Genomic DNA, 22,518 nt, shown 5'->3' with positions numbered 1-22,518 from the left:
TGCGCCGCGAATCCGCGGCCGCGCCCCGGCTTCGGAAAAATTTTCACTCAAATGGCTCGCAGATCAGCCGCGCGAACGCGCGGCAAACGAAAAGGCCGCGAAACATACAATCACGACCAGGAAAGATACATCTCTAAATCGTGCATAAATTGTGGTATTAATTGCTGCCGGAAGTTGAGAATCTAGAACGCCTTCCACCCCAAGTGGCAGCCGTTCCACAATCCGGCCGTAAGCGTCGACAACGGCCGAAATGCCCGTGTTGGCGGCACGCACCAGCGGCAGCCCCTCCTCGACCGCGCGCAGCCTCGCCTGGGCGAGATGCTGATAGGGGCCGGGCGTCAGCCCGAACCAGGCGTCGTTGGTTACATTGAGGAGGACGACGGGCCTCTGACCGTCGGGCACGACCTCGCCCGGAAAGATGGCCTCGTAGCAGATGAGCGGCGCGGCGGCCGACAGACCCGGCACCGAGAGGGGGGCGCGGCGCGTCCCCGCCTCGAAGCCGCCCGGCACATGGACGAATTGCCGCAGCCCCAGGCGCTGCAGCAGCGCCCCGAGCGGCAGGTATTCACCGAAGGGCACGAGATGCACCTTGTCGTAGGTGCCGATAATCGTGCCGTCGTCCCGGATGACGTAGATCGAGTTGTAGAAGCGATAGGCGGTCTCGCCCGGCAGCGGCGTGTCGGCGCGAGCCGCTCCCGTGATGAGCGTCGTGCCCGTCGGCAGGAGCGCCGCGATCTGCGCCAGAGCCGCGGGGTCGCGCGCCAGGAGGAAGGGAAAGGCGGATTCCGGCCAGATGAGATGCGTCGCATCCCCGACGCCGTTCGACTGCGGCGAGGTGGCACGGTCGCTGAGCGTCAGATAGCGCTGCATGATCCCGTCCTTGTTGTCGGGACGGAATTTGGCATCCTGCGGCAGGTTGGGCTGCATGATGCGCAGCTTCACGCCCACGACCGTCGCCGTCGGTCCTTGCGGGATGCGCCACAGGCCGTAGCCGGCAAGACCGATGAGCGCCAGCAGCGCCAGCAACGGCGCCGTCCAACGGGCGCGCCCCTCCTCGGTGCCGAGCGTCGCCGGCGCGGCGCAGATCGCGACGGCGGCAAGCGTGAGACCATAGAGCCCGACAACTGACGCCGCCTGCGCCATCAGGGGGTGCTGGCCGAAGGCCATGCCGAAGCTGTTCCAGGGAAAACCCGTCAGAACATGGCCGCGCAGCCATTCGCTCGCTCCGAGGCCGGCGGCGAGGCCGAGCAAGCGCATGCCGCCCGCCGGCCACAGGAGCCGCGCGAGCGCAAAGCCGAGTGCCGGAAAGACCGCAAGGCCCGCCGGCAGGCCGAGCACGCCGAGCGGCAGGGCCCAGGCGAATTCCTCCGCTTCCACCAGGAAGGCGGCGCCGAGCCACCACAGACCGGCAACGAAATAGCCGAAGCCGAACCACCATCCCGCCGCAGCCGCGGCGCGAATCGTCGCCCAACGCCCGCCCCTGCCGCCGTGAGCCGAACCGTCGACGAGCCAGACTGCAACAGTCATGGCCACGATCAGCAGCGGCCAGATGCCGAAAGGCGGCATGGCGAGCGCCCCGATCGCCCCGGCGAAGAGAGCGATGAGACGCCGCGGCCATCCCCAGGCGAGGATCACGCGGTGGGCAAGTGCCGTCATGCGGTGCCGGTCTTCGGCGTGGACGATTCCGGAGCGGGCGGGGAGACCGTGGAAGCCGCGGGAGCGGCGTCGCCGGTCGATGCCGGCGCACTCTGGTCCGCCGCCGGACCGCGCGCAAGGGCCTCCGCCGCCGCCGTCGCCGCGCCCTGTTCCCGCCGGGGGCCCTTGCGATGGTCTCCGGCCTCGGCACCGCGCAGATGCACACGAATGCGCTTCAGCCGGCGCGGATCGGCGTCGAGCACCTCGAACTCGAGGCCGCCCGGCCCCGGGACGAGCTCGCCACGCACCGGCACACGCCCGGCGAGCGTGACGATGAGGCCCCCGAGCGTATCGACCTCCTCCGCGACTTCGGCCTCAGCGAGTTCCACGCCGATCGCCCCGGCAACCTCCTCCAGGCTCGCGCGCGCGTCGACCGTGAACGTGCCATGCTCACCGCGCGCGATCTGCGGGGCCTCTTCCTCGTCGTGTTCGTCCTCGATGTCGCCGACGACCATCTCGACGAGATCCTCCATGGACACGAGCCCGTCGGTGCCGCCGTACTCGTCGATGACGAGGGCCATGTGGGTGCGCGTTGCCTGCATCTTCACGAGAAGGTCCATGGCCGGCATCGACGGCGGCACGTAGAGCACCGGCCGCAGGATCTTGGCGGCGGACAACGGCATGGAGAGATCCAGGCCGAAACGCGCCCCCTCGCGCGCGCCGCGCAGACCGCGCGGCCGCACCCCGGCCTCCGCCTGGGCGGCAATGAAGTCGACGAAGTCGCGAATGTGAATCATGCCGCGCGGATCATCGAGTGTCTCCCCGTAGACGGGCAGGCGCGAGTGGCCGGCGGTCCGGAAGCTGTGCAGCACCTCCTCGAGCGTCGCGCCGACCTGCACGGCGATGATGTCGGCGCGCGGCACCATGGCGTCGTCGACGCGCAGCTCGCGCAGCGCCAGCACGTTCTTGAGCATGGCGCGCTCCAGCGGGGAGAACTCCCCGCCCGGGGCCGTTTCCTCGAGCGCGTCCTCGAGATCGTCGCGGATCGAAGGGCCGGCACGCAGGCCGAGGCCGGCGAGCAGCCGGTCGATCCAGCGCTCGCCCGTTTCGCGCCCCGGCGTCGTGCCGGGGCCGGACCTCGAACTTCGATCGTCGCTCATGGGGTATCAGGTCTCCGTAGTGGCCCGGGCGGGCACCGCGCCCGCGTCGGCATAGGGGTCGGCGATGCCCAGTCGCGCGAGCGCCGCCACCTCGCGGGCCTCCATGTCCTCGGCCTCGGCATCCGTCTCGTGATCGTAGCCGAGGAGATGCAGCAGTCCGTGTATGACGAGATGGGCCGTGTGGTCGGCAAGGCTCTTGCCCTCGGCTTCGGCCTCCCGCTGCACGGTCTCGAAGGCCACGACGATGTCACCGAGATGCGGCGCCTCGGCCAGCCGGTCCACCGCCGCGCCGGGAAAGGAGAGGACGTTCGTCGGCTTGTCGAGCCCCCGCCACTGCCGATTGAGACCACGGATGGAGGCATCGTCGGTGAGGACGATGCTGAGCTCCGCCCCGGGCAGGATGCGCCTGTCAGCCGCGGCAAGCCCGACGGCCACGGCGCGTTCCACCAAGGGACCCGCGTCGGGCAGGGCCTGCCAAAGGTCGCTCGCGGCGACGATGTCTATGCTCGGCCCGTTCACGATTCGCCGATCTCGGTCTTGCGGCGGCGGCCCCGCTCGGGCGCCGGCTCGGGCCGTTCCGCCTTCAGGTCATCCTCATAGGCCTTGACGATCCGCCTGACCAGATCGTGGCGCACCACGTCGCCCTCGCGGAAGACGATATGCCCGATGCCCTCGACGCCGTCGAGGATGCGCATGGCCTCGATCAGGCCCGACTTCTGCCCCGGCGGCAGGTCGATCTGCGTCGGGTCGCCGTTGACGATCATGCGCGAACCCTCGCCCAGACGGGTGAGGAACATCTTCATCTGCATGGTGGTGCAGTTCTGCGCCTCGTCGAGCAGGACGCAGGCGCCGGAGAGGGTGCGGCCGCGCATGAAGGCGAGCGGCGCGACCTCGATCTGGCCCGTCGTGAGGCCGCGTTCGACATGCCGCGCCTCCATGAAGTCGTAGAGCGCGTCGTAGATCGGCCGCAGATAGGGATCGACCTTCTCGCGCATGTCGCCGGGAAGGAAGCCCAGGCGCTCGCCCGCCTCGACCGCCGGCCGCGACAGGATGAGACGCTCGACGATGCCCTGCTCCAGGAGCGACACGGCATGGCCCACGGCGAGCCAGGTCTTGCCCGTCCCGGCCGGCCCCTCCGCAAAGACGAGCTCGAAGCGGCGCAGCGCCCTGAGATAGGCGTCCTGCGCCGCGTTGCGGGCCTTGACGACGCCGCGCTTGCGCGTGGCGATCTGCTCGAAGCTGCCGCGGCCCGGGGCCTCGACCGAGGGGAACAGGCTACCCTGCAGGGCGCTCTCCTGGATGGCGCCGTCGACGTCGCCAAGGCTCACGGTCTCGCCGCCGCGCACGCGCTCATAGAGGCTCTCGAGCACGCGGCGCGCCTGTTCGGAAGCGTCGGGCCGGCCCTTGATGATCACGTGATTGCCGTTGGCATTGGCCAGGACGCCGAGGCGGCGCTCGATATGGGCGAGATTCTGGTCGTACTGACCGAAGACGAGGCTCGCCAGCTTGTTGTCGTCGAAGGCGAGCACGATTTCGGCCCCATCGTCACCCCCAGGCGCACCCGCCACCGGAGGACGTCCCCGCATCAGACGCTGCGGCACGTCGTTCTCTCCCCTCAATGCGGCTCCTCCCCAAGCAGGCCTGCCTCGATCGGACTACAGGCCCGGCGAAGGCAGACCTGCAGGGTCTCAGAGTCTTCCAGCATTCCCGAACCCCGGCGTCTTGCACCGGCGTCCGCAATTCCTGCCCGGCCGACGGCGGCGATCAAGCGGCGCTCGCCCTCCCCGCGTTCGGCGCCGCGGCGCCCTCGTGGCCCTTCTTGCGGCCGTGCAGGCTGTTGGGGGCTGCCTCGACGATCTCGACGGGAGCCAGGTCGCCGATGGCGATGTCGTCCGCCTCGACGTGTACGGCCTGCAGATAGGGCGACTTGCCGACCATCTGGCCCGCATGGCGGCCCGCCCGCTCGAAGAGCACCTCCACGGTCCGACCCACCATGGCGCGATTGAACGCCTGCCGATCGACCTCGAGCTGCTGCTGAAGTTCGGCGAGCCGGGCCGCCTTCACCTCCTCCGGCACCTGCCCATCCATCTCGGCTGCGGGCGTGCCGGGGCGAGCGCTGTACTTGAACGAGAAGGCACTGGCGAAGCGCATCTCGCGCACGAGGCGCATCGTTTCGGCGAAGTCGGCATCGCTCTCGCCGGGGAAGCCGACGATGAAGTCGGAAGAGAGCGCGATGTCGGGCCGCGCCGCGCGCACACGCTCGATAATGCGGCGGTAGTCGTCGCCGCTGTGGCGGCGGTTCATCGCCGCCAGAATGCGGTCCGATCCCGACTGCACCGGCAAGTGCAGATAGGGCATCAGGGCGCCGAGGTCCCGGTGGGCGGCGACGAGCTCCTCGTCCATGTCGCGCGGGTGGCTCGTCGTGTAGCGAATGCGCGCCACGCCCGGCACCTCGGCAAGGCGCCGCAGCAGGCGGCCCAGCGACCAGTCGCGCCCGTCGGGTCCCTCGCCGTGGTAGGCATTGACATTCTGGCCGATGACGGTGAGCTCGCGCACGCCTGCGGCGGCAAGCTCCTCGGCCTCCGAGAGGATCTTGGCGGCCGGGCGCGACACCTCGGCGCCGCGCGTGTAAGGCACGACACAGAAGGTACAGAACTTGTCGCAGCCCTCCTGTACCGTGAGGAAGGCCGAGACACCGCGTGAGCGGATCTTGTCGCGCGAGGGACGCGGCAGATGGTCGAACTTGTCCTCGACCGGGAATTCGGTGTCGACGACGCCCCGCGTTTCGCGCGCCTTGGCGAGCAACTCCGGCAGGCGGTGGTAGCTCTGGGGACCGACGACCAGATCGACGACCGGCGCGCGCCGCACGATCTCGCCCCCCTCCGCCTGTGCCACGCAGCCGGCGACGACGACGGTCGTTTCGCGCCCGTCGGCGGCCCGCTCGTCCTTCAGCTTGCGCACGCGCCCGAGCTCGGAGAAGACCTTCTCGGCTGCCTTCTCGCGGATATGGCAGGTGTTGAGGATGACGAGGTCGGCGTCCTCGGCGTCAGCCGTCTCGACATAGCCCTGCGGCGCCAAGACGTCCGCCATGCGCTCGGCATCGTAGACGTTCATCTGGCAGCCGTAGGATTTGACGAAAACCTTCTTCACTTGTTCGTTTCGCACGCGATTCACAGTTCCGCGCCCCAGGGGCGCTCCGGGAGCCCGCAAGGCGCTCTTGCCATTCTGTTTAAGGCTTCTCGCCTTCCGAGAGAATAGCCAAGCCCCGGCTGCGTTTGCATGACGCCATCAGTCGCGCCCGCGCAGGGCTGCCCGAAACGTCGCCCGCACCGCCCGCTCGGCCCGGCGCGTCACGGCCTTGCGGTCCGTCTCGGCATCGAAGGGGATCGATTCGCCCCAGGCGAGATGCACGTCGATCGGTCCGTCGGCGAGGATCGCCTTCAGGTGCGGCAGGAGATCCATGTCACCGTACCAGGCGACGTGCGGCTGCCCCGCGCGCCCGAGCGGCAGGCCGTGGCGCCGCACATAGGCAATCGACAGCGGCTTGAGGGCGATGCGCGGCGCGTCCGGGTCGGCGAGGGCGTCGCGCGCCGCGCCGACGAGCGCCGAACGGAAGGGCAGGAGGCGGTGACCGTCACCGGTCGTGCCCTCGGCGAACAACACGATCGCCTCGCCCCGCTTCAGGCGGTGGGCGATCGTCTCGTTCGCCACGGCCGTGGCGCTGCGTCGCGTCCGGTCGATGAAGACCGAGCGTTGCAGCTTTGCGAAAAGGCCGAACAGCGGCCAGCCCGCGATCTCCGACTTGGCGACGAAGGACAGGGGCATCAGGCTGCCGATGACCGTGATGTCGAGCCAGGAGACGTGATTCGCCAGAATGAGCGCCGGCTCACCGTTCGGCGGGTGCCCGGTCACCACGCGCCGAATGCCGAGCACGCGGCAGACGATGCGATGGAAGAGCCAGGGAATCGCGCCCGGGTGGCCGAGGCCGAACCTGAGCACCGCCCACTGGGCCGGAATGCCGATCGCGACCACGGGAACGAGCGCCGCGACCTTCGCCACCGCACGAACGGAGAGCATGGCGATCAATCGCCCTCGTCGAGGGGCACAGCATAGAGCTCGAGCCGATGGTGCACGAGCCTGTAGCCCAGCCGGCGGGCAATCTCGGCCTGCAGGCGCTCGATCTCTTCGGAGTGGAACTCGATCACGTCACCGGTCTTGAGATCGATGAGGTGATCGTGGTGCTCCTTGGGCACCCGCTCATAGCGGGCGCGCCCGTCGCCGAACTCGTGGCGCTCGACGATGCCCTGGTCCTCGAGAAGCTTGACCGTGCGATAGACGGTGGACAGCGAAATGCGCTCGTCCACCGCCGCGGCACGGCGATGCAGCTCGACCACGTCGGGATGGTCGTGCGCTTCGCCGATGACGCGCGCGATGATGCGCCTCTGGCCCGTCATGCGCAGGCCGCGCTCGACGCAGGCGCGCTCGATCGCGTTGGGCTTGCTCGCGCGGGCCTTTGCCGTGGTCACGCCCGTCATCCTCGTGTGATCGTTGCAGTCACGTGTCCTTATAGGAAGTAAGGTCGCGCGCGAGAAGGGTCCATAGGCGAAGGCTCTCCCGGCCCGCCGGCGCTCACCCGAGGGTGAGCCGCATGGTCAGCGCCGCGGCGCGCCGGCCGTCAGGCTTCGGATAGTAGCCCTCCCGTCGCCCGCTCTGCACGAAGCCGAAGGACCGGTAGAGCGCGATCGCGGCGGCATTGCCCTCTTCGACCTCCAGGAACAGCGTGCGCACGCCGCGAGCCGCGAGCCGCGCCAGGTGGCGCGCCAGCAGCGTCCGTGCGAGCCCCCTCCTCCGGTCGCGCGCGAAGACGGCGATCGTCAACACCTCCGCCTCGTCGAGGACGATGCGCGACAGCACGAAGCCCGACGGTTGCCGGGCCGCTCCACGAAAGACGGAGTCACCCACGACCGCCGCATCCGCGAGCATGCGCTCGATCTCGTGCAGATCCCACGGCCGCGCGAAGCTCTCGGCATGGATGCGGGCGGCAGTGGCTGCGGCGTCCGGCGCAAGCGGGCCAACCCGCGCGCGCGGCAGGGGCATGAGACGATCGAGGATCATCGGCGCGGCAGGGACACGTGGTTCTGTGGCCTGGCGTCTGGCGAACGCAGATAGAAGGGCTTGGGCAAGGCCGCCGCCGGGTCGGCGGCGAGCCCCAGTCGCGCCACCCAGAGGATGCTCGGCGCTGGCGCGACCTCGCCGACCACGGCGTCGGTGCCGAGGGACAAGGCTTCGGCGGCGACCGCGGGCGCCCCGGATCCGGAGAGCGTCACCGGCCCGGCGCCGATGGCGCGCGCCGCATCGCGTACCGACAGGTGACGGGGCGGAATGACGGTGCGGCCGCCGGCGGCCACGACCTGGAAGAAGACATGGCCGTGGCGCGCATCGATGGCCGCGGCCAGGAAGCGGTTCTCCTCGCGTGCGACGAGCGGGGCGAGCAGCGCGGACAGGGTGGTGACGCCGACCACGGGGATCTTGGCGGCGAGCCCGATGGCGCGCGCCGCAGCGATGCCGACGCGCAGCCCCGTGAAGCTGCCCGGGCCGACGGTGACGGCGACGCGCGACAGCGCCGCGAAGCCGCCCTCGCTATGGGCGACGACACGTTCGACGAGCGGCAGCAGCGCCTCGGCATGCCCGCGATCGATGGTCAGGCTCTCGTGGGCGAGCGGCTCGGCCGCCCCCTTCTCCAGCACGCAGGCGGCGCAGGCACCGAGCGCCGTGTCGATGGCGAGAACGCGCAAGAATCATCACTCCTCTCCCCGAAGGGGGCAGATCACAGCCCGAACCGCCGCCCGCGAGGATCGAAACTCCGCTTAGTACCCTTCCTAGAGCATTTCGCGGCCGACTGGAATCCGGCCGGCCACGAAGGCCGCCCGACGTCAGGCAGCCCTGATGCGCGTCCGAGGGACGCTTCGCGGCTGGGGACGCGGCCCGGGATGCGCTGGACGTCACGCGATGGTGCAGAACTCGTCGAAGGCAAAGCGCGGCGAGCGCGGGAAGAGCCCGGCCGGGTCGCCGTAGCCGAGGTTGCAGATGAAGTTCACCTTCACCTTGCCCCCCGGGAAGAAGGCCTGCTCGACGCCGGCCTTGTCGAAGCCCGACATGGGGCCCGTGTCGAGGCCGAGGGCGCGGGCGGCGAGGATGAGATAGGCGCCCTGCAGCGACGAGTTGCGGAAGGCCGTTTCCTCGATGAGCGCCGGATTGCCCGCGAACCAGCTGCGGGCGTCGGCGTGGGGGAAGAGCTTCGGCAGCTTCTCGTAGAATTCCGTGTCGTAGCCGAGGATGGCCGTCACCGGGGCCTTCATCGTCTTGTCGCGGTTGCCCTCGGAGAGATGCGGCTTCAGCTTCTCCTTCGCCTCGCGCGACTTGACGAAGACGATGCGCGCCGGCGAGCAGTTGGCGCTCGTCGGCCCCATCTTCAGAACGTCTGCGAGCTCCCGCAGCGTCTCGTCCGACACGGGCTTGTCGGTCCAGGCGTTGTGGGTGCGGGCTTCGCGGAAGAGCTGGTCAAGCGCCACGTCGTCGAGGCGCCGGCGGACGGGGATGTGGACGGTCATCGGCTGCTCCGAGACGGAACGTCAAAGCATCATCGCCGGTTCACTTAAGGCGTGCACCGGCAGATACCAACGCCTTTCTCGCAAGCGGCGGCCTGCAACCGCGCAAAAGCTGTCCGGCCTGCCGGCGTCAGACCGCCTGCACCTCGCGCACGTCCGGCAGGAAGTGGTGCAGGAGATTCTGGATGCCGTGCCTCAGCGTGGCGGTGGAGGAGGGGCAGCCCTGGCAGGAGCCCTTCATGGCGAGGTAGACGACGCCATCGCGATAGCCCCGGAAGGTGATGTCACCACCGTCGCCGGCCACCGCCGGCCGCACGCGCGTCTCGAGCAATTCCTTGATGGTCTCGACCGTCTCGGCGTCGTCGGCATCGAAGAATTCAGCGGCGCTGTCGTCGTCGGGCATGACGGCGTCGCGCAGGAGCGGCGCGCCCGACATGAAATGCTCCATGATGGCGCCGAGAATGGCCGGCTTGAGATGCTGCCATTCGCCGCCGACCTTCGTGACGGTGATGAAATCGTAACCGAAGAAGACGGCGCCGACGCCCTCGACGCCGAACAGCCGCTCTGCGAGCGGCGAACGTGCGGCGTCCTCGGCCGACCTGAGATCGAGCGTGCCTTCCGGCATGACGACGCGGCCGGGCAGGAACTTGAGGGTCGCCGGGTTCGGCGTGGCCTCGGTCTGGATGAACATCGCTTTCTCCTCACACGGCCGGGCCAAGACCGGCGGTGACGACGGATTGCAAACGGGGCGGCGCCCACGACCCCTCTGTTAGAAGAATTCTCGGCGCTTGTCCTCCCGATGTGTGCATCGCCGGGTTGCGAATCAACGTCGCGTCCCGCCGGGCCGCCCGCGGTCGAGCGGCGATCCGGCACGCGGTCAGGCGAGCGCGTCGATCTCCTCGTCCGCGAGATGGCCGGGAACGATGGCCACCGGCACGGGAAAGGTCGCCGCCGCCCTGCTGGCGAGCATGGAGACGAGGGGGCCCGGCCCCTCGCTGCCGGTGCCCGCCGCGAGCACCAGGAGCGCGATGTCCTCGTCTTCCTCGATGAGGGAGAGGATCTCCTCCGCCTTGGTGCCGAAACGCACCACACGCTCGGGCTCGATGCCGGCGATCTGGCGCACGCGTGCCGCCGCCTGCTCGAGGCGCTCGTTCGCCTCCTCCTCGGCCTCCGCCCGCATGACGTCGCCGACGCCGAGCCAGTGCTGGAAGTCGGCCGGTGGCACCACGCAGACCATGATCACGGAAACCCCCGTTCGGGCTGCGCGACGGGAGGCGAAATAGATCGCGCGGTCGCATTCCGGCGTGTCGTCGACAACCACAAGGAATTTCGCGCGGTGCCCGGCCTCGTAGGACCGCCTTCGCTTGCCCGTCATGTCTGCCGCCCAGGTCCGCCTCGGGTAGAGGGGATGCTGCCAAGCCACGCGGGCGCGGGCAAGAGCGGCATCGCCGCGGCCCTGGGGCCCGCGTCAATGACCGCGGACGAAACCGACGATGTCCTTGACCGCGTCCATCGTCTGGCGGGCGATGACGCGAGCCCGGTCGGCGCCGTCCGTCAGGATGGCGTCGATATGGGCCGGATCGGCGACGAGCCGCTTCATCTCGCTGCCGATCGGCCCGAGCTTCTCCACGGCAAGATCGACAAGGGCGGCCTTGAAGGTCGAGAACTGTGCCCCGCCGAACTCCTTGAGCACCTCGTCGCGCGAGCGGCCGGAGAGCGCCGCGAAAATGCCGACGAGGTTCTGCGCCTCAGGCCGGCCCTCCAGCCCCGCCGCCTCGGACGGCAGCGGCTCCGGGTCGGTCTTGGCCTTGCGGATCTTCTGGGCGATGGCGTCGGCATCGTCCGTCAGATTGATGCGCGAATAGTCCGACGGGTCCGACTTCGACATCTTCTTCGAGCCGTCGCGCAGCGACATGACGCGCATGGCCGGCCCCTGGATGAGCGGCTCGGTGAGCGGGAAGAAGGCATCCCCCCAGCCGTGCTCGGCGATCGATTCGGCAAAGTCGTTGTTGAACTTCTGAGCCACGTCGCGGGCAAGCTCGAGATGCTGCTTCTGGTCCTCGCCGACGGGCACGTGCGTACCCTTGTAGACGAGGATGTCGGCGGCCATCAGCGAGGGATAGGCGTAGAGGCCGAGCGAGGCGTTCTCGCGATCCTTGCCCGCCTTTTCCTTGAACTGCGTCATGCGGTTCATCCAGCCGACGCGGGCAACGCAGTTGAACACCCAGGCAAGCTCGGCGTGCTCGGCCACCTGGCTCTGGTTGAAGACGATATGGCGCTTGGGATCGATGCCGGCGGCGATGAAGGCGGCCGTGACCTCGCGGATCTGCCGCTTCAGTTCCTTGGGGTCCTGCCAGACGGTGATCGCGTGCATGTCGACGACGCAATAGATGCAGTCGTACTTCTCCTGCAGCGGCACGAAGCGCGAGATGGCGCCGAGATAGTTGCCGAGATGCAGATTGCCGGTGGGCTGGACGCCCGAAAACACGCGTTCCTTGAACTGGGCCATCGCCTGCTCCGCACGAAAAGGCGCGGCCTTATCGCAACCGCCGCGAGGCCGCGCAAGTGAGCGCCGGCGTTATTCGCGAGGCAGCCGGACACCGGCAGCGGACCCGCCGTCATGCCCTGCGCAGAAGTGCCTTCACATTCGGCCAGGCGAGGGCGCCGAAGAGGCACGCAGCCAGCCCATAGACGACCGCGCCAACGAGGCTGAGCCCTGCGAGCGCCGTGAGCTTCAGCGGCAGGGCGCGCGCAGGCTCGAGCCACGGGCCGAGAAGGTCCGCGAGGCCGTTGACCGCAAGGCCCATCACGGCACAGGCCAGGGCGAACCGCGGCAGGCGCGCAGAGAAGCCTCGGTCCGCCTGCCACAGGCGCCCGCGCCACAGCCCGAAGGCCAAGAGGCCGGCATGCGCCCAGAGGCCGAGGCTCACGCCGAGGGCAATGCCGGCGACGCCGTACCACCGATTGAGGACGCCGCCGGCCAAGCCGGTCACGGCAAGGCCGGCAAAGCCCGCGGCGAGAGGCAGGCGCAGCCGCTCGCGGGCGAAGAAGGGCTGCGCGAGGACCTTTCCGGCGACCGCGGCAGGCAGGCCGGGGGCGAGGCCCGCGAGGGCCGCCGCGGTACCGGCAGTGTCCCCTGCGGTGAAGGCACCGTGCTGGAAGAGCCCCTGTGCTATGGGCCAGGCGAGGACGGTGAGCGCGACGGCGGCCGGCAGCGCCAGGGCGAGGGCCGCCTCCAGGGCGCGCGTTTGCGCCTCCCCCGCACCGGCCTCGTCGCCACGGCCGAGCCGCGCCGCGATCTCCGGCAGGAGCACGATGCCGACGGCCACGCCGACGAAGGACAGGGGCAGCTGGAACACCCGGTCGGCATAGTAGAGCCAGGAGACTGCCCCCGGCCGGTAGGACGCGACCTGGGTCCCGACGAGGATGGCGAACTGGGCGACGCCGCTCGCGGCGAGCGCGGGTAGCACCAAGCGCGCCAATCGCCGGAGGTTGGCGCTGCGCCGCGGCCACACGAGCCGCAGCGGCTGCGGTAGTGCCGCGGCGGCGAGCGCCACGGCCACGAGATGCACGAGGCCGGAGACGGTGACGGCAATGGCGAGGGCCGCGCCGAGTTCCTCTGCGGTCATACCGCTCGCCCCGTCGAGCACGACCAGGGCACCAACGAGCAGGACATTGACGAGCGCAGGCGCGACGGCCGCCGCCGCGAAGCGGCGCTGCGCGTTGAGGAAGGCCGACACCACCGAGGCGAGCCCGGCCGCGGTGACGAAGGGAAAGGCGAGCCTCAGGTAGTGCGCCGCCAGGGCGAGCTTGCCGGGCGAGTCATACCCGCTGGCGAGCATGGTGACGATCCACGGGGCGGCGAGTTCCGCCACCGCGGTGACGGCGAGCAGCAGAAGAGCACTGGCCGTCAACGATTCGGCAGCGAAACGATGCGCTGCCGCGGCGCCCTGTTCGGTAGCGATATGCGCCTGCAGCGGCACGATGCCGGCGTTCAGACCGCCTTCCGCCAGCACGCGGCGCGCAAGGTTCGGCACTCGGAAGGCGATGAGAAAGGCGTCCGCCACCGGCCCCGCTCCAAGGACCCGGGCGATGAGCATGTCGCGCGCAAATCCGAGCAGGCGCGACAGAACGGTCGAGACGCCGACGACGAGGCCGGCACGGGCAAGGGACATGAGCGGATCCGAACGGGCGCTGATCTTGCGGGGTCAAATCGAGTCGGGCGCGGAACGACCGGAAGGGCTGCGAGAAGCGACAGCCGACGCTTATCTCCGAGAATCCGCTCCGGGGCCAGAGCCGCGCCTCGGTCGCGCAGGCATTCGCCTGGCGCCGCCGGGCCGTGTCCGCGCCGCATGCGGCACCGACCCATGCATTGGCTGCCATGCACCAAACGCATGGGAGCGCGGTTGGAGATCGCCTATCTAAGGGCTTTCCCACCCGAGGCTGCCATGTCCGCCACGACTACCGACGCCCCGGCAGAGTCCGGCCGACAGGACGGCGTGCCCGCCAGATCGATCGCGCTTCTGGCCTTCGCGGCCTTCGTCAGCGGCGCGACCATTCGCGTCGCCGACCCGCTCCTGCCGCAGATCGGCCGGGATTTCGGCGTCACGACGGGCGCGGCTTCGGTGGTGGTGACCGCCTTCGCCGTCTCCTACGGCCTGTTGCAGATGTTCTTCGGCCCCATCGGCGACCGGTTCGGCAAATATCGCACGGCCGCCTGCGCCACCCTCCTCTCAGCGATCGGGACAGCCGCCTGCGCCTGGGTGGGTACGCTCGAGAGCCTCACGGCGGCGCGCCTCGTCGCCGGCGGCACCGCCGCCGCGATCATTCCGATGAGCATGGCCTGGATCGGCGACACGGTCCCCTACGCCGAGCGGCAGGCGGTGCTCGCCCGCTTCCTGTCCGGCCAGATCCTTGGCGTCGTCTTTGGCCAGGCGGCGGGGGGCATGCTCGGCGAGCACCTCGGCTGGCGCAATGTGTTCCTCGTGCTCGCCGCCTTCTATGTTGTCGCCGGGACGGCCCTCCTCGTCGAAATGGCGCGCGACGCATCCGCCCGCACGCGCGCCGCGGCAGCGCCCGAGGCGCGCCGGGGCGTGAAGGAGACCGTCCTGCATTCGGCCGCGCTCCTGCGGCGGCCGTGGGTGCGCGTCGTGCTCCTCACCGTCTTCCTCGAAGGCATCGCCGTCTTCGGCACCTTCGCCTTCGTGGCGAGCGACCTGCAGCACCGCTTCGGCCTGGGCGCCGCCCAGTCGGGCCTGATGGTGGCAGCCTACGGCTTCGGCGGGCTGTTCTATGCCGCCGCGGCTCCCTGGCTCGTCGCCCGGCTCGGCGAGCGCGGCCTCGTGCGCGGAGGTGGACTCGTGCTCATGCTCGCCTACGGCACGCTCGCCCTCATGGGCGACGTGTGGATGGCGCCCTTCGCCGCAGCGCTGGCGGGGCTCGGCTTCTACATGCTGCACAACACGCTGCAGATGAATGCCACTCAGATGGCGCCCGAGGCGCGCGGCGTGGCCGTGGCTCTCTTCGCCTCCTGCCTGTTCATGGGGCAGACCGTGGGCGCGGCCGGGCTCGCCGGCGTCTTCGACCGCTTCCACGGCCTGCCGATCTTCGCCGGCGCCGCCGTCATGCTGCCGCTGCTGGCCTTCTGGTTCGCGCACAGGCTGAAGCGGCGCGGCGGGTGAGCCCCGCCCGGGAGCAGCGCCGAACGCGCCGTTTCAAAGGATGAAGCGGCTGAGATCGGCGTTGCGCGCGAGTTCGCCGACATGCCGGCGCACATATTCGCCGTCGATGGTGATCGTCTCGCCGCCGCGGTCGGGCGCCGTGTAGGAGATGTCGTCGAGCACACGCTCCATCACCGTCTGCAGGCGGCGGGCGCCGATGTTCTCCACATTGGTGTTGACCTCGACCGCCGCCCGCGCCAGCGCGTCGATGGCGTCGTCGGTGAAGGCAAGCGTCACGCCCTCGGTCTGCATCATGGCAATCGACTGCTTGACGAGGCTCGCCTCCGTCTCGGTGAGGATGCGGCGGAAGTCCTCCTCGGTGAGAGAGGACAGTTCCACGCGGATCGGCAGGCGGCCCTGCAGCTCCGGCAAGAGGTCGGAGGGCTTGGCGAGGTGGAAGGCGCCCGAGGCGATGAACAGGATGTGGTCGGTCTTCACCGCGCCGTGCTTCGTCGACACGGTGGTGCCCTCGATGAGGGGCAGGAGGTCGCGCTGCACCCCCTCGCGCGACACGTCGGCGACGCCGCGGCCCTCGCGGGCGCAGATCTTGTCGATTTCGTCGAGGAAGACGATGCCGTTGTCCTCGACCTCGCGGATCGCCTCCTGCACGATCTGATCCTGGTCGAGGAGCTTGTCGGATTCCTCGGCCATCAGCGGTTCGTAGGCCTCGCGCACGGTGGTGCGGCGCATCTTGGTGCGGCCGCCCAGGGCCTTGCCGAAGATGTCGCCGATGGAGATGGCACCGACCGAGGCACCCGGCACGCCCGGCAGCTCGAACATCGGCAGGCCGGCGGCACCCGCCTGGACCTCGATCTCGATCTCCTTGTCGTCGAGTTCGCCCGTGCGCAGCTTGCGCCGGAAGGCGTCGCGCGTCACCGCGCTCGCGGTCGCGCCCACGAGGGCATCGAGCACGCGCTCCTCGGCGGCGAGCTGGGCCTTCGCCTGGACGTCCTTGCGCCTGCGCTCCTTGACGAGGCCGATGCCCACCTCGACGAGATCGCGCACGATCTGCTCCACGTCGCGGCCGACGTAACCCACCTCCGTGAACTTGGTCGCCTCCACCTTGAGGAAGGGCGCTCCGGCGAGCTTCGCCAGACGGCGCGAGATCTCGGTCTTGCCGCAACCGGTCGGTCCGATCATGAGGATGTTCTTGGGGAGAACCTCCTCCCGCATCGGCCCTTCGAGCTGCTGCCGGCGCCAGCGGTTGCGCAGCGCAATGGCGACGGCGCGCTTGGCCTCGTCCTGCCCGACGATATAGCGGTCGAGCTCGGAGACGATCTCGCGGGGAGAGAAGTTGGTCATCGCTTTCCTCGTTCCGCCACCGGGCCGCGCATCATGAGCAGCACGCGGCCGAACGGCGTGTCTCTTTCCTCAAGAGGCCGGAAGCCGGCCTTTTCGTAAGCCCGGACAGCCCGGGCGTTCAACGGATTCGGATCCGTCACGACGCAGGGCACGCCGTCGCGCTCGAGCATGTCGCAGAACCGGCGGATGAAAGCCGGGCCCTGGCCGCAGCCGATCATGTCGGCCTCGCCGATGAACTGGTCGATGCCACGCGCCCCGAGCGGCCGGTCAGCATAAGGGTGGTCCGCCTCCGCGTGGACCACATAGCACTGCAGGAAGCCGATCGGCCGCCCACCGTGCGAGACAATGAAGGCCTCGACGGCCGGATCGGCGAAGTCGGCCCGGATGCCCTCGATCTCCTCCTCGATCTCGCCCCACCACTCCGCGACGTGCGGCGCCTCCATCCAGCGTCGCAGGAGGCCGAGATCGGCCTCGGTGACCGGCCGGAAGGTGTAGGGGGCCGCGGTCATTCCTCAGGCGCTCTCCAACGTCTCGACGACGAGATTGCCGTTGGTATAGACGCAGATCTCGGCGGCGATGGCGAGCGACCGGCGCACGATGGTCTCCGCGTCGTGCTGGCCGTCCGCCAGCGCCCGGGCCGCCGCCAGGGCGAAATTGCCACCGGAGCCGATGGCCATGATGGAGGCCCCATCCCGGGCCTCGGGCTCCAGTACGTCGCCCGTGCCGGAGAGCAGGAGGCCGGCCTCCCTGTCGGCAACGAGCATCATCGCCTCGAGCCGCCGCAGATAGCGATCGGTCCGCCAGTCCTTGGCGAGCTCCACACAGGCGCGCGTGAGCTGGCCGGGAAACTGGTCGAGCTTGGCCTCGAGCCGCTCGAAGAGCGTGAACGCGTCCGCGGTAGCGCCGGCGAAGCCGCCGATGACGGCCCCCTTCGCAAGCCTGCGCACCTTCTTGGCGTTGCCCTTGATCACCGTCTCGCCGAAGCTCACCTGCCCGTCACCGCCGATGACGACGCGACCGCCCTTGCGGACCATGAGGATGGTGGTGGCGTGGAACTGTGCCTCGCCCGGGGACTGCATGAACGGCGACCCTCCGAAATGACCGCCCTCATGTAAGGTCTTTTTCCGTCGCCTCCAATGGTCGGATCGAGCGGGCCACGCAACGCCGCGCCGCTCGCGGGGACGGGTGGCGCCCGGGCGCTGCTCTTGCTAGAAGGCGCCGGCCCGCCGTGCCGGCGGGCGAGCTGTCATCCATGCCGGAGAGCAATCCATGCGTGCCGCGAGCGTGACGCGCCGCACTGCCGAGACCGACGTCTCGGTGAGCGTGAATCTCGACGGATCGGGCAAGGCCGAGATCGCCACGGGCATTGGCTTCCTCGATCACATGCTCGAGCTCTTCGCGCGACATGCGCTCTTCGATCTCACCGTCAAGATCGATGGCGACCTGCACGTCGACCAGCACCATTCGGTCGAGGACTGCGGCATCGCCCTCGGCGAGGCCTTCCGCAAGGCGCTCGGCGACAAGCGCGGCATCCATCGCTACGCCGACCTGCACCTGCCGATGGACGAGACCCTGACGCGCGTCGCGCTGGACATCTCGGGCCGGCCGTTCCTCGTGTTCCGCTCCGCCTTCGCGCGCGACAAGATCGGCACCTTCGACACCGAGCTCGTGCGCGAGTGGTTCCAGGCCTTCGCCATCAACGCCGGCATCACGCTGCATGTCGAGACGCTCTACGGCGAGAACAGCCATCATATCGCGGAGAGCTGCTTCAAGGGTCTCGCCCGTGCCCTGCGCACGGCGGTGGCGGTCGATCCACGCGAGGGCGAGCGGGTGCCTTCCACCAAGGGCTCGCTGTAGCGCATGTTCCGCGGCAACGGATATCGGTTCTGCGGAACGAGCGTGCTCGAACAATGAGGTAGGGTGGCGCGGGCGGAGGCGGACGGGGACTGGGCCCGCGCCTCGGCTTTCGACCGTCGATTTCGAGCGACGTGCCCGGCGTCCGACTTGCGGACCGGGCAGATCCGCTGCAAGGAGGGCCTCATGGCCGTCTATACCTTCCACATGCCGGTTGCGGCCCGGCCCGGCGATCCCCATGCGCTTGATGCGGCCGTCCTGGTGAGGGACGGCTTCTCCTGGGGCGCTTTCGCCTTTTCCGTCCTGTGGTTCCTCTGGCACCGCCTGTGGCTCGGCGCCCTCGGCGTGCTGGCGGCGGCCTTCGTGCTGACGGCCATCGGCCGGCTCATCGACCTGCCGGGCACGGCCGCTACGCTCGCCGGCCTCCTCTTCGGGATCGCCGTGGCGCTGGAGGCCAATTCGGTCCGCCGCTGGACGCTTCAACGACGCGGCTTGCCAGTCGTCGACGCCGTCTTCGCCGACGACCTCGAGGGTGCCGAAGCGCGCGCCTTCACACGCTGGCTGCGGCGCACGCCGGAGGAGGCACCCGCTACGGCGACGCCGCTGCCGCCCACCCGGCATCCGACCGTGCCGGCATCCGTGGTCGGCCTGTTCCCGGAAGCGGAGGGAGGACGATGAACGTCGCCATTGTCGACTACGGCTCCGGCAACCTGCATTCCGCCGCCAAGGCCTTCGAGCGCGCGGCCCGCGAGGCGGGCATCGCCGTCGATGTCGCCGTCACGAGCGACCCCGAGGCTGTGCGCCGCGCTGCGCGCATCGTCCTGCCCGGCGTCGGCGCCTTCGCCGACTGCCGCCGCGGCCTCGACGCGGTGCCCGGCATGGCCGAGGCGCTTGAGGAGGCTGTGCGGCAAAAGGCCACACCCTTCCTCGGCATCTGCGTCGGCATGCAGCTCATGGCAAGCCGCGGCCTCGAATACGAGACCACGCCGGGGCTCGGCTGGATCGCCGGCGACGTGACGCTGATCGAGCCCGCCGATCCGGCCCTCAAGATCCCGCACATGGGCTGGAATACGCTCGAGGTGCTCAGCGACCACCCGCTCTTCGCCGGTATCCGCACCGGTCCCTCCGGCCTGCACGCCTATTTCGTGCATTCCTACGCGCTCGCCGCTGCCCATCCGACCGAAGTTGTGGCCGTGACGGACTATGGTGGTCCGGTCACGGCCGTCGTCGCCAGGGACAACATGGCCGGCACGCAGTTCCACCCCGAGAAGAGCCAGAGGCTCGGCCTCGCCCTCATCGCCAACTTCCTGAGGTGGCGTCCGTGATCCTGTTTCCCGCCATCGATCTCAAGGACGGCCGTTGCGTGCGCCTGGTGCAGGGCGACATGGCCAGGGCAACCGTCTTCAACGACGATCCCGCCGCGCAGGCCGAGACCTTCGCGGCGCAGGGCTTCGAATGGCTGCATGTCGTCGACCTCGACGGCGCCTTCGCCGGCAAGCCGATGAACGCCGCCGCGGTGGAGGCGATTCTGGCGCGGCTCGCCATTCCGGTGCAGCTCGGCGGCGGCATCCGCGACATGAAGACGGTGGAGGGCTGGCTCGCCAAGGGCGTCGCCCGTGTCATCATCGGCACCGCAGCCGTGCGCGATCCCGGCTTCGTGCGCGAGGCGGCGCGGCTCCACGCGGGCCGCGTCGCGGTCGGCATCGACGCCCGCGACGGCCGCGTGGCGGTGGAGGGCTGGGCCCGCACGTCCGAGATGACGGCCGAAGAGCTCGGCCGGCGCTTCGAGGACGCCGGCGTTGCGGCGATCGTCTATACCGACATCGCCCGCGACGGCGTGCTCAAGGGCCTCAACATCGGGGCGACGCTGCGCCTTGCCGACGCCGTCTCCATTCCCGTCATCGCCTCGGGCGGCCTCGCCTCCATCGAGGATGTGGCCCGCCTCCTCGAGCCCGATTGCGCCAAGCTCGCGGGTGCCATCACGGGCCGGGCTCTCTACGACGGGCGGCTCGATCCGGCAGAGGCGATCGCACTGATCAAGGCGGCGGCCCGCCGGGGAGCAGCCTGATGCTGAAAGTCCGCCTCATTCCCTGCCTCGACGTCAAGGACGGGCGCGTCGTAAAGGGCGTCCGGTTCGTCGATCTTCGCGACGCCGGCGACCCCGTCGAATGCGCCATGGCCTACGACGCCGCGGGCGCGGACGAGCTGTGCTTCCTCGACATCACGGCGAGCCACGAGAATCGCGGCATCCTGCTCGACGTCGTGCGGCGCACGGCGGAGGCCTGTTTCATGCCGCTCACCGTCGGCGGCGGCGTGCGCACGGTCGACGACATCCGCAACCTTCTCCTCGCCGGCGCCGACAAGGTGTCGATCAACACCGCGGCCGTGAAGGACCGCGCCTTCGTGAAGCAGGCGGCGGAGAAGTTCGGCGACCAGTGCATCGTCGTCGCCATCGACGCCAAGCGCGTGTCGGGACCGGGTGAGGCGGACGGGGAGGGAGCCTCCTGGGAGATCTTCACTCACGGCGGCCGCAATGCGACAGGGCTCGACGCCATCGACTATGCGCGCGAGGTCGTCGAACTCGGCGCGGGCGAGCTCCTCGTCACCTCGATGGACCGGGACGGCACCAAGGCGGGCTACGACCTTGCCCTCATGCGCGCCATCGCCGACGCGGTGCCGGTGCCAGTCATCGCCTCCGGCGGTGTCGGCACGCTCGACCACCTGGTCGCCGGCGTGCGCGAGGGCCATGCCAGCGCCGTGCTCGCCGCTTCGATCTTCCACTTCGGCCAGCATACGATCGGCGAGGCCAAGGCCTTCATGGCGGCCGCCGGGCTGCCGATGCGGATGGATGTTTGAGGTTCCTGCCGCGCGAGGAAGTCAGCCGATGACCGCCTTCACTCTCGACGACCTCGCCCGCATCGTGGCTGAGCGCGCAGGCGCGAGCCCCGAGGTCTCCTATACGGCGAAGCTCATCGCCGGCGGAGCCGCCAAGGCGGCGAAGAAGCTCGGCGAGGAGGCGGTCGAGGCTGTCATCGCAGCCGTGGAAGGTGACAAGCACAGCCTTACGGCGGAAGCAGCCGACGTGCTCTTTCACCTATTGGTCGTGCTTCAAGCGCGCGGCGTCCCGTTGCAGGATGTCATGGACGAGTTGCAGCGGCGGACAGCCCAGTCCGGCCTGCAGGAAAAGGCATCGCGAGCAGGGTGAGCGCGGCCGCCACCCCGCCGGGGAGTTTGCGCATGGACAAGCGCGTTCCAGGCCTCGTGCCGATAGAGGACGATCTTTCCCCCTACCGCAGCTTCACGCGTGACGAGTGGGCGAGGCTGCGCGCCGACACGCCGCTGACCCTCACCGCCGAGGAGGTGGTGAAGCTGCAGTCGCTGAACGATCCTATCTCCCTTACGGAGGTGGCCGAGATCTACCTGCCGCTGTCGCGCCTGCTCTCGCTCTACGTCGCGGCGACGCAGGGGCTGTTCAAGGCAACCCAGCGCTTCCTCCTCGCCGAGGACCATGCCAAGGTGCCCTACATCATCGGCGTTGCGGGATCGGTCGCCGCCGGCAAGTCGACCACGGCGCGCGTGCTCAAGGCCCTGCTCGCGCGCTGGCCCAATACGCCGAAGGTAGACCTCCTCACGACTGACGGCTTCCTGCTGCCCAACGCGGAGCTCGAGCGGCTCGGCCTGATGGAGCGCAAGGGCTTTCCCGAGAGCTACGACACGCAGGCGCTCCTGCACTTCCTGCGCGACATCAAGGCCGGCAAGCGCAACGTCTCGGCCCCGGTCTACTCGCATCTTGTCTACGACGTGGTGCCGGGAGAGACGGTGACGGTGGACCGCCCGGACATCCTCATCGTCGAAGGCCTCAACGTCCTGCAGCCCGCCCGTCTGCCCAGGGACGGCAAGGCCATTCCCTTCGTCTCCGACTTCTTCGACTTCTCGATCTATGTCGACGCGGAGGAGGTGTTGCTGCACAGCTGGTACGTCACGCGCTTCATGCGCCTGCGCGAGACAGCCTTCCGCGACCCGCAGTCCTACTTTCGCAAGTATGCCTCGGTGTCGGAAGCCGAGGCGCTTGCCACCGCCGAGCGCCTGTGGGCGCGCATCAATCTCGTCAACCTGCGCGAGAACATCCTGCCGACGCGCCAGCGCGCCAGCCTCATCCTGCGCAAGGGCGAGGATCATCGCATCGAAGAGGTGTCGCTGAGGCGCCTGTAATGGCCGCGACGGGCGAGCAGGGGCCGC

Annotated in this window: 25 protein-coding genes; 8 read left to right on the top strand and 17 right to left on the bottom strand. The window is 69.5% G+C overall.

Features of this window, described 5'->3' with window-relative positions:
* Nucleotides 1–63 precede the first annotated feature (63 nt).
* The 14 genes from lnt to murJ all read right to left on the bottom strand — a co-directional run bounded on the left by lnt (nucleotide 64) and on the right by murJ (nucleotide 13,578).
* Nucleotides 64–1,656 (bottom strand): apolipoprotein N-acyltransferase, encoded by a 1,593-nt coding sequence (gene lnt, locus QNA08_RS10950; RefSeq protein ID WP_283740748.1) that lies wholly within the window; start codon nucleotides 1,654–1,656, stop codon nucleotides 64–66.
* Nucleotides 1,653–2,795 carry a hemolysin family protein gene (locus tag QNA08_RS10945; RefSeq protein WP_283740747.1) on the bottom strand — a complete coding sequence of 381 codons (1,143 nt, stop codon included), beginning with the start codon at nucleotides 2,793–2,795 and terminating at the stop codon, nucleotides 1,653–1,655. The genes lnt and QNA08_RS10945 overlap by 4 nt, the downstream gene beginning before the upstream one ends.
* Before the next feature lie 6 nt (nucleotides 2,796–2,801).
* Nucleotides 2,802–3,314 carry an rRNA maturation RNase YbeY gene (gene ybeY, locus QNA08_RS10940; RefSeq protein ID WP_283740746.1) on the bottom strand — a complete coding sequence of 171 codons (513 nt, stop codon included), beginning with the start codon at nucleotides 3,312–3,314 and terminating at the stop codon, nucleotides 2,802–2,804.
* A complete protein-coding gene (locus QNA08_RS10935; protein ID WP_283740942.1) occupies nucleotides 3,311–4,381 on the bottom strand; it encodes a PhoH family protein in 1,071 nt (356 codons plus the stop codon). The genes ybeY and QNA08_RS10935 overlap by 4 nt, the downstream gene beginning before the upstream one ends.
* Nucleotides 4,382–4,559: 178 nt before the next feature.
* Nucleotides 4,560–5,945 (bottom strand): tRNA (N6-isopentenyl adenosine(37)-C2)-methylthiotransferase MiaB, encoded by a 1,386-nt coding sequence (gene miaB, locus QNA08_RS10930; RefSeq protein ID WP_283740745.1) that lies wholly within the window; start codon nucleotides 5,943–5,945, stop codon nucleotides 4,560–4,562.
* 138 nt (nucleotides 5,946–6,083) lie between these two features.
* Entirely contained in the window at nucleotides 6,084–6,872 is a 789-nt protein-coding gene (gene olsA, locus QNA08_RS10925) for a lyso-ornithine lipid O-acyltransferase (RefSeq protein ID WP_283740744.1), read from the bottom strand.
* A 5-nt stretch (nucleotides 6,873–6,877) separates the two neighbouring features.
* A complete protein-coding gene (locus QNA08_RS10920; RefSeq protein WP_283740743.1) occupies nucleotides 6,878–7,321 on the bottom strand; it encodes a Fur family transcriptional regulator in 444 nt (147 codons plus the stop codon).
* A gap of 103 nt (nucleotides 7,322–7,424) precedes the next feature.
* Nucleotides 7,425–7,910, bottom strand: coding sequence for a GNAT family N-acetyltransferase (locus tag QNA08_RS10915; RefSeq protein ID WP_283740742.1), 486 nt, complete (start codon nucleotides 7,908–7,910; stop codon nucleotides 7,425–7,427).
* On the bottom strand, nucleotides 7,907–8,590 hold the full coding sequence (tsaB, locus tag QNA08_RS10910; protein WP_283740741.1) for a tRNA (adenosine(37)-N6)-threonylcarbamoyltransferase complex dimerization subunit type 1 TsaB: 684 nt from the start codon (nucleotides 8,588–8,590) through the stop codon (nucleotides 7,907–7,909). The genes QNA08_RS10915 and tsaB overlap by 4 nt, the downstream gene beginning before the upstream one ends.
* Before the next feature lie 207 nt (nucleotides 8,591–8,797).
* Nucleotides 8,798–9,406 carry a malonic semialdehyde reductase gene (locus QNA08_RS10905; protein ID WP_283740740.1) on the bottom strand — a complete coding sequence of 203 codons (609 nt, stop codon included), beginning with the start codon at nucleotides 9,404–9,406 and terminating at the stop codon, nucleotides 8,798–8,800.
* A 127-nt stretch (nucleotides 9,407–9,533) separates the two neighbouring features.
* On the bottom strand, nucleotides 9,534–10,094 hold the full coding sequence (locus QNA08_RS10900) for a NifU family protein (RefSeq protein ID WP_283740739.1): 561 nt from the start codon (nucleotides 10,092–10,094) through the stop codon (nucleotides 9,534–9,536).
* Between the two features lie 186 nt (nucleotides 10,095–10,280).
* Complete coding sequence (locus QNA08_RS10895) at nucleotides 10,281–10,778, bottom strand: universal stress protein (protein WP_283740738.1); 498 nt, start codon at nucleotides 10,776–10,778, stop codon at nucleotides 10,281–10,283.
* Between the two features lie 93 nt (nucleotides 10,779–10,871).
* Entirely contained in the window at nucleotides 10,872–11,912 is a 1,041-nt protein-coding gene (gene trpS / locus QNA08_RS10890; protein WP_283740737.1) for a tryptophan--tRNA ligase, read from the bottom strand.
* Between the two features lie 109 nt (nucleotides 11,913–12,021).
* On the bottom strand, nucleotides 12,022–13,578 hold the full coding sequence (murJ, locus tag QNA08_RS10885; protein WP_283740736.1) for a murein biosynthesis integral membrane protein MurJ: 1,557 nt from the start codon (nucleotides 13,576–13,578) through the stop codon (nucleotides 12,022–12,024).
* A gap of 273 nt (nucleotides 13,579–13,851) precedes the next feature.
* Here murJ and QNA08_RS10880 point away from each other — a divergent pair, with 273 nt between their 5' ends.
* Nucleotides 13,852–15,084 (top strand): MFS transporter, encoded by a 1,233-nt coding sequence (locus QNA08_RS10880; RefSeq protein ID WP_283740735.1) that lies wholly within the window; start codon nucleotides 13,852–13,854, stop codon nucleotides 15,082–15,084.
* Between the two features lie 33 nt (nucleotides 15,085–15,117).
* Here the strand turns inward: QNA08_RS10880 and hslU are convergent, their stop codons facing one another.
* From hslU to hslV, 3 genes are read right to left on the bottom strand one after another with little or no spacing between them, the layout of a single operon-like run.
* The gene (gene hslU / locus QNA08_RS10875) at nucleotides 15,118–16,425 is read right to left on the bottom strand and encodes an ATP-dependent protease ATPase subunit HslU (RefSeq protein WP_283740734.1); all 1,308 of its coding nucleotides are present in this window, start codon (nucleotides 16,423–16,425) and stop codon (nucleotides 15,118–15,120) included.
* Entirely contained in the window at nucleotides 16,422–16,934 is a 513-nt protein-coding gene (locus QNA08_RS10870) for a GNAT family N-acetyltransferase (RefSeq protein ID WP_283740733.1), read from the bottom strand. The genes hslU and QNA08_RS10870 overlap by 4 nt, the downstream gene beginning before the upstream one ends.
* Nucleotides 16,935–16,937: 3 nt before the next feature.
* Entirely contained in the window at nucleotides 16,938–17,504 is a 567-nt protein-coding gene (gene hslV / locus QNA08_RS10865; RefSeq protein WP_283740732.1) for an ATP-dependent protease subunit HslV, read from the bottom strand.
* Between the two features lie 190 nt (nucleotides 17,505–17,694).
* Here hslV and hisB point away from each other — a divergent pair, with 190 nt between their 5' ends.
* From hisB to coaA, 7 genes are all read left to right on the top strand, one after another.
* Nucleotides 17,695–18,282 carry an imidazoleglycerol-phosphate dehydratase HisB gene (gene hisB / locus QNA08_RS10860; protein WP_283740731.1) on the top strand — a complete coding sequence of 196 codons (588 nt, stop codon included), beginning with the start codon at nucleotides 17,695–17,697 and terminating at the stop codon, nucleotides 18,280–18,282.
* Nucleotides 18,283–18,465: 183 nt separating this feature from the next.
* Nucleotides 18,466–18,957 (top strand): DUF2628 domain-containing protein, encoded by a 492-nt coding sequence (locus QNA08_RS10855; RefSeq protein WP_283740730.1) that lies wholly within the window; start codon nucleotides 18,466–18,468, stop codon nucleotides 18,955–18,957.
* Nucleotides 18,954–19,604: an imidazole glycerol phosphate synthase subunit HisH gene (gene hisH / locus QNA08_RS10850; protein ID WP_283740729.1), complete on the top strand. Its 651-nt coding sequence runs from the start codon at nucleotides 18,954–18,956 to the stop codon at nucleotides 19,602–19,604. Before QNA08_RS10855 ends, hisH begins: the two co-directional genes overlap by 4 nt.
* Entirely contained in the window at nucleotides 19,592–20,347 is a 756-nt protein-coding gene (gene hisA, locus QNA08_RS10845) for a 1-(5-phosphoribosyl)-5-[(5-phosphoribosylamino)methylideneamino]imidazole-4-carboxamide isomerase (protein ID WP_283740728.1), read from the top strand. Before hisH ends, hisA begins: the two co-directional genes overlap by 13 nt.
* Nucleotides 20,347–21,135 carry an imidazole glycerol phosphate synthase subunit HisF gene (gene hisF, locus QNA08_RS10840; RefSeq protein WP_283740727.1) on the top strand — a complete coding sequence of 263 codons (789 nt, stop codon included), beginning with the start codon at nucleotides 20,347–20,349 and terminating at the stop codon, nucleotides 21,133–21,135. Before hisA ends, hisF begins: the two co-directional genes overlap by 1 nt.
* A 28-nt stretch (nucleotides 21,136–21,163) precedes the next feature.
* The gene (locus QNA08_RS10835; RefSeq protein WP_283740726.1) at nucleotides 21,164–21,484 is read left to right on the top strand and encodes a phosphoribosyl-ATP diphosphatase; all 321 of its coding nucleotides are present in this window, start codon (nucleotides 21,164–21,166) and stop codon (nucleotides 21,482–21,484) included.
* A 32-nt stretch (nucleotides 21,485–21,516) separates the two neighbouring features.
* On the top strand, nucleotides 21,517–22,491 hold the full coding sequence (gene coaA / locus QNA08_RS10830) for a type I pantothenate kinase (RefSeq protein WP_283740725.1): 975 nt from the start codon (nucleotides 21,517–21,519) through the stop codon (nucleotides 22,489–22,491).
* Nucleotides 22,492–22,518: the final 27 nt, after the last annotated feature.

Source organism: Chelatococcus albus, from assembly GCF_030067675.1.
In the GTDB taxonomy this organism is placed as follows: domain Bacteria; phylum Pseudomonadota; class Alphaproteobacteria; order Rhizobiales; family Beijerinckiaceae; genus Chelatococcus_A; species Chelatococcus_A albus.
This window is presented reverse-complemented; position numbering and strand designations above follow the sequence as displayed.